General features: G+C 69.5%; 11 protein-coding genes. 3 read left to right on the forward strand and 8 right to left on the reverse strand.

Features of this window, described 5'->3' with window-relative positions:
* Window positions 1-396: 396 nt before the first annotated feature.
* Entirely contained in the window at window positions 397-768 is a 372-nt protein-coding gene (locus CXH06_RS11725) for a cupin domain-containing protein (protein ID WP_114855381.1), read from the forward strand.
* 23 nt (window positions 769-791) lie between these two features.
* Here CXH06_RS11725 and CXH06_RS18615 read toward each other — a convergent pair whose 3' ends face one another.
* Window positions 792-1,634, reverse strand: coding sequence for a glycerophosphodiester phosphodiesterase family protein (locus CXH06_RS18615; protein WP_114855382.1), 843 nt, complete (start codon window positions 1,632-1,634; stop codon window positions 792-794).
* Between the two features lie 143 nt (window positions 1,635-1,777).
* Between CXH06_RS18615 and CXH06_RS11735 the strand changes: the two genes are divergently transcribed.
* Window positions 1,778-2,821, forward strand: a complete 1,044-nt coding sequence (locus tag CXH06_RS11735; protein WP_114855383.1) for a Gfo/Idh/MocA family protein — start codon at window positions 1,778-1,780, stop codon at window positions 2,819-2,821.
* A 76-nt stretch (window positions 2,822-2,897) separates the two neighbouring features.
* Here the strand turns inward: CXH06_RS11735 and CXH06_RS11740 are convergent, their stop codons facing one another.
* Both CXH06_RS11740 and CXH06_RS11745 read right to left on the reverse strand, forming a co-directional pair.
* The gene (locus tag CXH06_RS11740; protein ID WP_114855384.1) at window positions 2,898-4,019 is read right to left on the reverse strand and encodes a Gfo/Idh/MocA family protein; all 1,122 of its coding nucleotides are present in this window, start codon (window positions 4,017-4,019) and stop codon (window positions 2,898-2,900) included.
* Window positions 4,016-4,840, reverse strand: coding sequence for a sugar phosphate isomerase/epimerase (locus CXH06_RS11745; protein WP_114855385.1), 825 nt, complete (start codon window positions 4,838-4,840; stop codon window positions 4,016-4,018). Before CXH06_RS11745 ends, CXH06_RS11740 begins: the two co-directional genes overlap by 4 nt.
* 123 nt (window positions 4,841-4,963) lie before the next feature.
* Here CXH06_RS11745 and CXH06_RS11750 point away from each other — a divergent pair, with 123 nt between their 5' ends.
* Window positions 4,964-5,614 carry a TetR/AcrR family transcriptional regulator gene (locus tag CXH06_RS11750; protein WP_114855386.1) on the forward strand — a complete coding sequence of 217 codons (651 nt, stop codon included), beginning with the start codon at window positions 4,964-4,966 and terminating at the stop codon, window positions 5,612-5,614.
* Here the strand turns inward: CXH06_RS11750 and CXH06_RS11755 are convergent.
* The 5 genes from CXH06_RS11755 to CXH06_RS11775 are packed head-to-tail and all read right to left on the reverse strand — an operon-like array spanning window position 5,604 to window position 11,179.
* Entirely contained in the window at window positions 5,604-6,428 is an 825-nt protein-coding gene (locus CXH06_RS11755) for an ABC transporter ATP-binding protein (RefSeq protein ID WP_232820328.1), read from the reverse strand. The two genes, CXH06_RS11750 and CXH06_RS11755, sit on opposite strands and share 11 nt — an antisense overlap.
* Entirely contained in the window at window positions 6,425-7,339 is a 915-nt protein-coding gene (locus CXH06_RS11760) for an ABC transporter ATP-binding protein (protein ID WP_114855387.1), read from the reverse strand. Before CXH06_RS11760 ends, CXH06_RS11755 begins: the two co-directional genes overlap by 4 nt.
* Entirely contained in the window at window positions 7,336-8,334 is a 999-nt protein-coding gene (locus CXH06_RS11765; RefSeq protein WP_114855388.1) for an ABC transporter permease, read from the reverse strand. Before CXH06_RS11765 ends, CXH06_RS11760 begins: the two co-directional genes overlap by 4 nt.
* Before the next feature lies 1 nt (window position 8,335).
* On the reverse strand, window positions 8,336-9,346 hold the full coding sequence (locus CXH06_RS11770) for an ABC transporter permease (protein ID WP_114855389.1): 1,011 nt from the start codon (window positions 9,344-9,346) through the stop codon (window positions 8,336-8,338).
* A 9-nt stretch (window positions 9,347-9,355) separates the two neighbouring features.
* A complete protein-coding gene (locus tag CXH06_RS11775) occupies window positions 9,356-11,179 on the reverse strand; it encodes an ABC transporter substrate-binding protein (RefSeq protein WP_114855390.1) in 1,824 nt (607 codons plus the stop codon).
* Window positions 11,180-11,380: the final 201 nt, after the last annotated feature.

Consider the following 11,380-nt stretch of genomic DNA (forward strand, 5'->3'; position numbering starts at 1 on the left):
CCGCCCCGGCACTGACAGACGAAACCCCCACCCACTGCAGGGCATCATTCTGTGGACAACCCACCCCGGTGGAGGAACCATGGCCGCACCCCACCACCCCCAGCCACCCGAACCCCAACGACCTGCAAACACACCGACATGCAGACCCAGCCCCGAGAGGACCCGTCGCCCACTGCGTCAACCCCTTCCGCCGAAATGTGGATAACCCGCCCCTATGGAGGAGAAATGACGTTCGGCACCTCCGCTGCCGAACAGCCACCTCTGGCGCACCATTTGACTCGTAGAACATGGGATAGCGGTTCTCGGAGCGGCGGCGAAGCCGTTCACGGCACCGACATCGCCCCGTCCGCTCGGGCACGAGAACAGCGGCGGAGCCGACCGGCTACGCTCCACCGCATGCCCGACGACATCCGCAATGTGCACACCGCTCTCTCGATGATCACCGAGCCCTGGCAGCCTCACCGACTGACGAGCATCAACGACTACGACGTCAAGGTCGTGAAGCTCCAGGGCGAGTTCACCTGGCACACCCATCCCGAGACCGACGAGCTGTTCCTGGTGCTCAGCGGAGTGCTCACGATCCAGATGCGGGACCGGGACGTCGTCCTGCACCCGAACGACGTGTACGTCGTCCCCCGCGGCGTCGAGCACTGCCCGATGGCGTCCGAGGAGGTCCACGCGATCCTCATCGAGCCGCAGGGCACGGTCAACACCGGGGACGCCGGCGGCGATCTCACCTCCCCGCTGCGCGAGCTCGACGGGAGCTGACTCCCCCCACGAGCTCCAGGACCTCAGCCGCGCAGCCCTCGATCAGCGAGGTACCCGCGCAGCAGGTGAGGCCAATCGGTCTGGATCGCCGTGGCGCCGACGTCCACGAGGTGCCCCCAGCCCGCGTCCCCGCCCTCGCGCAGCGAGACGTCGTCCGAGTGCTCGAGGTGCAGCCGTGCGCCGTTCTCGAGGTTCAGCGCGTTCAGCAGCACCAGCGGATGACGCGCGGCGACCTCGGCGACCCGGGCCGGGTCCGCGAAGGGGTCCGTCGGCTCCGCGGCCAGCAGCTCCGCGCCGATGAGATGGAGCCCGTCGATCGCCTCGACCTCGGCCAGCTGCTCGGGGGTGCGGACGATCGGGAAGTACAGGAACGGCACCGGATGGTCCGCCAGGGCCGCGAGCGGCTCGACCAGGGGCGGGGACTTCAGCAGCACCCGGTCCGCGTGCGGAGCCAGCACGTCCAGCAGGCCCGGCCACAGGCCCCAGGAGCGGTCGATGTTCAGCCACACGTCGGGCAGGGCCTCGAGCAGATCCGCGAGGCGATCGGGGCCGGACCGCGTCACCCCGCCCTGCCAGAGGAAACGCAGTTCGTCGATCTCGGCGGCGGGCATGCTGCGCAGGTCGAGCTCGCGGCCGAAGTGCTTCGCCTCGTAGCCGTGGTGGAAGAGGTAGGGCACGCCGTCGGCCGAGGCGAGGACGTCGAGCTCCACGACGTCGGCCCCGGAGCGCACGGCACCGATGGCCGCGTGCACCGTGTTGTCTGGGGCGCTGCCCAGGGAGGTGCCGCGATGGGCGATCACCAGCGGCGCGCCGCGCGTGTCGAGGAGGTCGTCGAAGGCGGCACGGAGCGCGGCGCGGCTGGTCACAGGACAGTCTCCTCGAGGATCGGCGGCAGCGACCAGTCTTCCGCACCGCCGCGCGTCCCGCGCCGGGTGCTCCCCCTGCGAGATGATGCTCCGAGCGCGGGGCACCCGTACCCCGCCGGCAGCCACCACGAGAGGACCCAGCAGTGAGCGTGAAGATCATCCACGTCGGACTCGGCGGATGGGGAGGCGATTGGGCGCGCACCGCGATCCCGGCCGTCGCCGAGGTCGAGGTGGTCGCGATCGCCGATCCCGACGCGACGACCCTGCAGACGGTGGGCGCCGCCATCGGCGCGCCCGCCGCGGCCCGGTTCCCGAGCCTCACCGCCGCCCTCGCCCGGGTCGAGGCCGAGGCGGTCGTCATCACCGCACCGGCGGTGACCCATGCCCCGCTCGCGCTCGAGGCGCTCGAGGCCGGAAAGCACGTCCTGGTCGAGAAGCCCTTCGCGAACACCGCCGAGGAGGCCGCGACGGCGGCACGGCGCGCGGAGGAGCTGGGGCTGGTGCTCCAGGTCAGCCAGAACTACCGCAACTATCCGGCGCCGCGGACGGTCCAGCGTCTGCTGCAGGAGGGGGTGCTCGGGGAGCTCGCGGGCATCAGCATCGACTTCCGCCAGTGGGACAACGACCGGCCCTTCGAGGACCACCCGCACTACCGCTTCCCGCACCCCATGATCAATGACATGGCCATCCACCACTTCGACCTGCTGCGCAAGGTCACCGGCCAGGAGGCGGCGCGGGTCTACACCAAGGTCAAGGATCCCTCGTACAGCAAGTACGTCGAAGAGGCCTCCGCCGTGATGACGATCGAGATGACCGACGGCCTCGTGGTCAGCTACCGCGGCAGCTGGCTGAGCCGCGGGGAGCCCACGCCGTGGGCCGGGGAGTGGCGCATCACCGGTGAGCACGGAGAGCTCTTCTTCACCAGCCGCGGGGGTGGGGGTGCCGCGGACCCCGCGCACGCGGACCTCGTCACGCTGCGCCGTCCCGGCGCCCGACCGGAGCCCGTGGCGCTCGAGGCCCAGGAGCTCTACGGGCGCTCCGCCGGGCTCGCTCTGTTCGCCCGCGCGATCCGGACCGGCGGCGTCCCGGAGACGGTGGGATCGGCGAATCTCGGCAGCCTCGCCCTCATGGAGGCGGCCGGACGCTCCGCGGCCTCGGGCAGGGTCGAGGACGTCCTCCTGCCCTGAGGGGCCGCCCGCGCACAGCGGCCCCCGCCGGTCCCGGTCTCCCGGGTCCGACGGGGGCCGCTCCCTGCGGCGCGACTCAGAGCGTCGCGGAGAAGGGGTCGAAGTCCACCGGGACGGGCGGGACCGTCTCGACGGAGCTGTCCACCGTCACGAACTCGCCGCTCGCGGCGGATTCCTCGGCCGAGAGCATCACGTCGAGCACGTGATAGCCGAGCTCGCCGCTGGCCACGTGGGGGCGGTCCTCGGCGATGGCGCGGACCATGTCCAGCAGGCCCATGCCGCGGCCGACGACCACGCCCTCCTGCGGGACCTCGATCCACGACTGCTCCGGCGGCGCCTCGCCGAAGGACTCGAAGGGCTTCACGTACGCGATCCGTCCCTCGAACATGTTGGGATCGGGCACGACGAGCGAGCCTTCGGTGCCGTGGATCTCGACGATGCCCTGGCGGGCCAGGGGCGAGTCGAAGCTGACCAGGGAGGTGCCGGTCTGGCCGGCCTCGAACTGGGTGAGCACCGAGATGGTCGAGGGCGTCTCGACCGGGAAGGTCTGCCCGGCGTCCGGACCCACCTGGATCCGGCGCTCCTCCTGGGCGCGCAGGCCCATCGCGGCGACCTTGTCCACCGAGCCCAGCAGGCTCACCAGGGCGGTGAAGTAGTACGGGCCGATGTCCAGCAGCGGGCCCGCGCCCTTGGCGAAGAGGAAGGCGGGGTTGGGGTGGAAGACCTCGGGACCCTGCCACTGCATGGAGGTCTGGGCGAACAGCGGGCGTCCGATGGTGCCCTTGGCGATCTCGCGCTTGGCGGTCTGCACGCCGGGGCCGAGCACCGTATCCGGCGCGCAGCCCACCCGCAGACCGGCCTCGTCGGCCGCCGCGAGCAGCGCCGAGGTGGACTCGCGGTCCAGACCCAGCGGCTTCTCGGTCCACACGTGCTTGCCCGCGGCGATCGCCGCGGAGGAGATCTCCGCGTGCACGGCGGGGATGGTGAGGTTGACGACGACCTGCACGCCGGGGTGGTCGAGCACGTCCTGCGCGGTGCCGTGCGCGGGCACGCCGTGCTTCTCCGCCTGGCTGCGGGCGCGCTCGGTGTCGAGATCGCCGAGGATCAGGACCTCGACGTCCGGGAACGAGGCGAGGTTCTCGAGGTAGGTGTCGGAGATGACGCCGACGCCGATGAAGCCGACTCCGACGGCGCTCATGCCACGAACCCGCCCTCGACCAGGAAGCGGTAGCTGTCCGCGATGTCCTCGAAGACGTCGCCCGGGGCGTGGTCGTACTCGATGACGGCGTACTTGACGTTCGTGGCGGCCTCGAGGGCCTCCTTGGTGGGCACGTCGCCCTCGCCCGCGTGGCGCTGGTCCAGGCTGTCCGAGGAGAACTTCGGCGCATCCGGCGCGAAGGGGTTCGAGGCCGGGGCGACGCCGTCCTTGACGTGGACGGCGACGAGACGGTCGCCGACCTCCTTGACCAGCGAGACGACGTCCTGACCGCCGACGAGGGCCCAGAACAGGTCCAGCTCGATCTCGACGGCGGGCTCGGCCAGCTCCAGGAAGCGCTGGTAGGCGGTCCGGCCGTCGAAGGACGCCAGGAACTCCTGGGCATGGTTGTGGTAGCCGACGGTGAGGCCGAACTCCTTGGCCTTCTCGGAGGCGGTGTTGAGGCGCTCGGCGATGTCCTTCACGCCGTCCTCGGTGAGCCAGCGCTCGGTGGGGACCATCGGGTCGATGACGGTCTTCATGCCGATCTCGGCGGCGGCCTCGAAGACGACCTCGTTCGAGGGGGTCGGGATGGAGCCGTCCGGGGTCCACAGCTCATCCGAGAGCAGCGGGGCGTGGCCGGTGGGCGAGGTCAGGCCGGCCTTGTCCAGGGCGGTGCGGATCTCCTTCGGGCGGCGGACGAAGTCGAAGGCCTCGACGGTGCGCAGGCCGATCCCGGCCAGTCGGTCGAGGGAGCCATCCATGTCCGCGGAGAACTCGGCGGCCAGCGAGTAGAGCTGGACGGAAGCGATGGGCAATGCCACAGGGCACCTACTTTCGAGAAGGGGGTGGTCGCCCACGTGCCGCGCATCACGGCGAGGGCGTGGATCGCAATCTATCACGCAAACCCTCCACGCGGAGGTTTCTGCGCGGCTAGCATCAGCCCCATGGTCGAGACGGAGAAGTCGCATCCCGAGAGCCCCGCCGAGCGGCGCGGGACGCCCGCGGTCATCGGCCGCGCGGGCTCCTACAGCAAGGGCGTCGCCCGGCGGCAGGAGATCCTCGATCGAGCGATCGAGGTCTTCAGCGAGCGCGGGGCGGAGGGCACCTCCCTGCGGCAGATCGCGAGCGCGATCGGCGTCTCCCATGCCGCGCTGCTGCACTACTTCTCCTCCCGCGAACAGCTGCTGGTGGCGGTCTACGAGCAGGCGGAATCGCGGCGGGACACCTCGCGGATGTACGGGGACTCGATCTCCGCCGTCGATGTGCTGGTCAAGGCCGCGATGATCAACCTGGGCGTCCCCGGGATGGTCGAGCTGTACACGACCCTGGTCGCCACCTCCCTCGCGGTCGAGGGCTCCCCGGCCCACACCTTCTTCCGCGACCGCTTCGCGCGGATCCGGGAGGAGCTCACCGAACGGCTCGGCATGGAGCAGGCCGCAGGGCGCGTGCGGCGGGACGTGGATCCCTCCGACATCGCGGCGCTGCTCATCTCCGCCTCCGACGGCCTCCAGATCCAATGGCTGCTCGAACCCTCGATCGAGCTCGAGCGCACCCTGGAGACCTTCTCGGTGCTGCTGGCCCCGCCTACCGCTTGAGGCTCCCGCGCAGGTCCGGCACATCGGCGAGCAGCCGGCGGGTGTACTCGGCCTGCGGCGAGAAGATCACCTCCTCAGTGCTGCCGCGCTCGACGACGCGGCCCCGCTCCATGACCGCGACCCGGTCCGCCAGGTAGCAGGCCTGACCGATGTCGTGGGTGATGAACAGGACCGTGAGCCCCAGATCGTTCTTGAGGTCGTGGAGCACGTTGAGCACGTTCACCCGCAGCGTGGCATCGAGCATGCTCGTGGCCTCGTCCGCGAGCAGCACCTTGGGCCGCATCATGAGCGCCCGCGCGATCATGACGCGCTGGCGCTGCCCGCCGGACATCTGGTGGGGGAACTTGTGCAGGACCTCCTGGGGCCGCATGTCCACGTAGCCCAGGCACTCCTCGATGAGCGCATCGGCCTCGTCCTTCGGGACCTGGGCGAGCGCGAGTCCGCGGCGCAGCAGCGAGCCGACGGTGAAGAACTGGTTGAAGGAGGCGAAGGGGTCCTGGAAGACGGCCTGCACCTCGGTCCAGTACTCGCGCAGCGCGCGACCCCGCAGCGAGGTGACGTCCTGGCCGCGGTAGGAGATCGTCCCCGAGGTCACCGGCATCAGCCGCAGCAGCATCCGCGCCAGGGTCGACTTGCCCGAGCCGGACTCCCCCACCACCGCGAGCACGCTCGAGGCGGGGAAGTCGAGGCTCACGTCGTCGACGGCGGTGATGGTGGAGCCCGCGACGCTGAACTCCTTGGTGACGTCGCGGCACGACAGCATGATCTCGCCGGTGCTGCGACTGCGGGTGATGGTCTCGTCCTGGGCGTTCACGGGGCGCCCACCTCCTCGGGGTTCGGGCCGGCGCCGGCCGTGAAGCGTGCCGCCCCGCGGGCGCGGGTCTCGTGGCTCGGGTCGAGCACCGAGGACAGCAGCGTGCGGGTGTAGGGGTGCTGGGGGTCCTCGACCAGCTGCCGGGTGGGGCCGGACTCGACGATCTGCCCCGCGTTCATGATCGCCAGCCTGTCGGAGACCTGCGAGAGGACCGGCAGGTCATGGGTCACGAAGACGACGCCGGACATGATGCGCTGGTCGACCATCTCCAGCAGCATCTCCACCAGCATCCGCTGGCTGGAGACGTCCAGGGCGGAGGTCGGCTCGTCGGCGATCAGCAGGCGGGGATTCTGCAGCGTGGAGATCACGGTGATCATGCGCTGCTTCATCCCGCCGGAGAGCTGATGGGCGTAGGAGTCCAGCGCCCGCACCGGCATGTCCAGCATCGTCAGCCGCTCCCGCGCGAGGTCCAGCGCCTCGTCCTTGCTGATCCGCGGGTCGTGCGCCCGCATCACGTCCCGGACCAGCGAGCTGATCCGCAGCGTGGGGCTGATGGAGTTCATCGCGCCCTGCGGGAGCATCGAGACGGTCCGTCCCCGGTAGGGGCGGTGCCGTGCGACGTCGGCCGTCGAGAGGGTCGAGAGGTCGATGTCGTCCCCGTCGATCTCGAGGGTTCCGGACAGGACGTACAGCGGCGGCACGGCGATCATCGCCAGGGCGTTGCCCAGAGTGGTCTTACCGCAGCCGGACTCCCCGGCCAGTCCCAGGATCTCGCCGTCGCCCAGCTCGATCGAGACGCCGTCGACGGCCGTGAAGTCCGTCTCCCCGCCGCCGTAGACGCAGCGGATGTTGCGGGCCCGGGCGAGCGTGCCCCCGGTGGAGCCGGCCGGCTCCGGATTCTCGGTGCTCATGCGGGATCTCCTGCTCTGCTGCTCTCGGGGGTGGTCTCCGCAGGATCCTCCTGCTCGGCGAGCCGTCGCGCCTCCTCGGCGCGGCGCGCCGCGGCCTGCTTCATCTGCTTGCGCTTGCCGCGGCGCAGCCGTGGGTTGAACACCTCGTCGAGGCTCGCCTGCAGCAGCAGGAAGCCGAAGGAGACGAGGGTCAGCACGATCGTCGGCGGGAGGAAGGCCCACCAGGCGCCCGAGGCGACGGCCTGGAAGGCCAGTGCCCAGTGCAGCTGGGTGCCCAGGGAGTTCGCTCCCGAGGGCCCCAGGCCCAGCATCGAGAGCGCCGCCTCGGCGAGGATGGCGCCGGCGACCTGCAGCACGAAGGCCATCACCGCGTAGGACAGGATGTAGGGCAGGACGTCCTTGACGAGGATGCCGCCCAGGCGGGCCCCGGAGAGCCGGGCGACGTCGATGTGCTCGCGGGTCGCGACCGAGGACGCCTGGGCGCGCACGGCGCGGGCCGTCCAGGGCCACGAGGTGATGCCGATGACCACGGCGAGGGACCAGATGGTGCTCTGCGGCAGCGACACCGAGATGAGGATCAGCACCACGATCGCGGGGATCGCGAGCACCACGTTGGTGACGCCCATCAGCAGCTCCTCGAACCAGCCGCCCACATACCCGGCGAGCAGGCCGATGGTCACGCCGATGGTGGTGGCCACGGAGCCGGCCACGAGACCGATGATGAGGGAGGTACGGGTACCGGCCATGAGGACGGCGAGCACGTCGTGCCCGAAGTTGTCCGTCCCCAGCGGCAGCCCGCTGCTCGGGGCGTCGTAGAGCGAGCCGACCTTCTCCCCCGGCCCCGTGGGATAGACCAGGCCGGCCATGCCCAGGGCGATCACGAAGACCACCAGGACCAGGGCCACCCAGAACCGTGCGGAGAAGTTGAAGGAGCGCAGCGTGTTGGCGCGGGGGGCGGCCGTCTCCTCGGCCATGGAGGTGTTCACGGTGCTCATGTCACTTCTCCCCCGACTTCGCCGCGCGGATGCGCGGATCGACGATGCCGTAGACGATCTCGACGGCGAAGTTCGCCAGCAGCACCGCCACCGTGATGATCAGCGTGATGGCCTGGATGACGGGATAGTCGTTCGCGGCGATCGCGTTGAACAGCAGCAGCCCGACCCCCGGATAGCTGAAGACGAGCTCGGTGATCAGCGCACCGCCCACCAGGGTGCCGATCGCGAGCGCGAGGCCCGTGATCTGCGGGAGCATCGCGTTGCGGAAGATGTACTGGGTGATCTTCCCGTCCCGGATGCCCATGGCCCGGGCGTAGTTCACGTAGTCCCCGCCCAGCTCGTAGATGGCCATCGAGCGCATGCCCACGGCCTGACCGCCGATGAACACGATGACCAGCGACAGGAACGGCAGCCAGTAGTAGCTCAGCGCATCCCAGAAGAAGGCGACGGAGAACTCCGGCGTGAGTCCCAGGGAGTAGGCGCCGCCGACGGGGAAGAACCCGGTGACCACGGCCAGCAGGTACAGCAGGATGATCGACAGGCAGTAGTACGGCATGGCGGAGAGGAACAGCGCGGAGGTGAACACCGAGCGGTCCCAGTTCCCGCCGCGGAACGCCGCGATGGCGCCGATGACGTTGCCGAGGATCCAGCCGATGAGGATCGCCGGCAGCTGCACGGCGATGGACCAGGGCAGCGCGTCGCCGACCAGCTCGTTGACCGAGGCCGGATAGTACGCGAAGGAGGTCCCGAGGTCCCCGCTGAAGACGTTGCGGAGGTACGTGAGGAACTGCTGGCCCAGTGACTGGTCGAGACCGAACTCCTGTACGTAGCTCTCATAGATCTGCTTCTGCTGCTCACTGGTGACGGAGCCTCCGCGCACCAGGTTCGAGACGATGACGTCGACGGGGTTGCCGGGGACGAGCCGCGGCAGCAGGAAGTTCAGGCTCACTGCTGCCGCGAGCGCGACCACGTACCACACCGTCTTCTGGGCGATGTAGCGGCCGAGTTTCACGAGAGGACCTCAGCCGCCGATCTTCGTCAGCTGGAAGATCCACTGGTTGCCCGCGCCGCGGAACATCGGCGGGGCGTAGTCGTTCTCCTCCGTGGGCCAGTTCGCCCAGTTGCTGGCGTTGAACTCGAAGAACTCATCCGGGCGGTACATCAGCGGGAAGGCCGGCACCTCGGCACGATAGAGATCGTCGAGCGCGACCAGCGCCTCCCTCTTCTCCTCGTCCTCCACTGCCGCGGCCGCATCCTGCAGCAGATCGTTGACCTGGTCGTTCTCCCACCTCCCGAAGTTGCGGTAGGCCGTCTCGCCGGGCGGAACCATCTCGACGTTGCTCATCACGTCGCTGAAGCGCTGCCACGGCGTGGAGGGCCCGGTGCCGGCCACGTACCAGCAGCACAGATCGAAGTCCCCGTTCTGGATCGCGGTCTGGGTCTGGGCCTGCTGCGGGAAGTTCGTCGCCGCGTCCACGCCGATCGCCTGGAAGTTCTTCGCCACGATCTCCAGCGCCGCGTTCCAGTCGGTCCAGCCCTGCGGCGTGATGAGCTTCCACGGCCCCAGCTTCTGACCGTCCTTGGCGTAGATCCCGTCCTCGCCCTTGGCGTAGCCGGCCTCCTCGAGCAGGGACTCCGCCATCGCGGCGTCATAGACCCAGCCGTCGGCCTCGGCCTTCTCCCGGTCCAGCCACTGGTCCTCGGCGCCGTCCGGGATCACCAGCGAGGCCAGCACCTGCGAGGAATACCCCGACATCGCGGTCTCCGCGATCGAGGCGTAGTCCACCGCGTGGGCGAGCGCCTTGCGCACCAACGGATCGTCCAGACCCGGCCGGGCGGTGTTCATCATGAGCATCGGCATCGAGCCGGGGACGTAGTAGGGCTCCTCCTGGAGGTAGGTCCCCACGGGCTTGTCCGCTTCCCACATCTTCCAGATCTGCGGCACGAACTGCTGCATGACGTCGAGCTCGCCGTTCTGGAACTTGAGGTTGCCGTCCTCATTGGACTTGAAGATCGGGTGGACGATCTTCGAGACCACGGGCAGGCCGCCGTAGAAGTCCTGGCCCCAGTACTCCTCGAAGCGGGCGAGGATGATCTGGGTCTGGTCGGCGAGCTCGAGGGTGAAGGGGCCCGTGCCGATCGGCTCCATCGTCTCCCAGGAGGCGATCGCGTCCCCGCTGTCCGCGGCGGCCTGCTCGAACTGCACCTTCTGGACGATGAACTGCGTGGCCAGCGAGTTCAGCACGGATCCGACGTTCTTGCGGTCCTGGTTGATCGCGACGGTGATCGTGGTCCCCTCGGCGGTCATCTCGTCCGCCTCGATCCAGAACGAGGCGACGCCCAGGCCCGGATCGATCTTCCCGAGCTCGAAGGTGTACAGCACGTCGTCGGCCGTGAACTCCGATCCGTCGTGCCAGGTCACGCCCTCCTGGAGGGTGAGGGTGATCGACTCGGTGCCGTTGATCTCGTGGGTGGCGGCGAGGCCGCCCAGCAGCTCGCCGCTGACGATGTCGAAGCGCAGCAGCGTCTCGTAGAGGTACTGGGCGACATTGCCCGAGGCGGGCCACGCGGGCGAGGCGGCGAAGGTGTTGTAGTTGGTGGGCGGGCTCCACTGGAAGCCCGCGATGAACAGATGGTCCGCGGCCTCGCCCGATCGGCCCGCACCTGCGGATCCGTTGTTGCCGACGCCGACGAGCTCCTCGTCCTCACCCCCGCCGTTCCCGCCTCCGCCGGTCGCTCCGCCGCAGGCCGCGAGGGCCGCGGCGCCGCCGACCACTCCGGTGGTGGCGAGGAAGCGGCGTCGACTGGTACCGATCGGGATACGGCGCGATGCGCTAGCGGTCATGGCAGACCTGCCTCTCTGTGTCCGCTCCGTCCACGGAGCGCGGATCGACGGTGATCCGTTGCACAGATTGAACCTCCCGGCCGCCAAAAACTTCCATCGGTAGCCGTTACGGAAGAATAACGATTGTGGGCCAGGTCACGTGTGAAACGTTTGCGCCCGCGGTTCCTGGACGTGACCTGGACCGGACCTTCGGCGGCGTGC

It is taken from the genome of Brachybacterium sp. YJGR34 (assembly GCF_003347015.1).
Lineage (GTDB): Bacteria > Actinomycetota > Actinomycetes > Actinomycetales > Dermabacteraceae > Brachybacterium.

Excerpts from the sequence above, each read along its gene's own strand:
- CXH06_RS11725 (WP_114855381.1), top strand. The coding sequence starts at position 397 with ATGCCCGACGACATCCGCAATGTGCACACCGCTCTCTCGATGATCACC.
- CXH06_RS11740 (WP_114855384.1), bottom strand. The coding sequence starts at position 4,019 with ATGAGCGCCGTCGGAGTCGGCTTCATCGGCGTCGGCGTCATCTCCGAC.
- CXH06_RS11750 (WP_114855386.1), top strand. The coding sequence starts at position 4,964 with ATGGTCGAGACGGAGAAGTCGCATCCCGAGAGCCCCGCCGAGCGGCGC.
- CXH06_RS11760 (WP_114855387.1), bottom strand. The coding sequence starts at position 7,339 with ATGAGCACCGAGAATCCGGAGCCGGCCGGCTCCACCGGGGGCACGCTC.
- CXH06_RS11765 (WP_114855388.1), bottom strand. The coding sequence starts at position 8,334 with ATGAGCACCGTGAACACCTCCATGGCCGAGGAGACGGCCGCCCCCCGC.
- CXH06_RS11775 (WP_114855390.1), bottom strand. The coding sequence starts at position 11,179 with ATGACCGCTAGCGCATCGCGCCGTATCCCGATCGGTACCAGTCGACGC.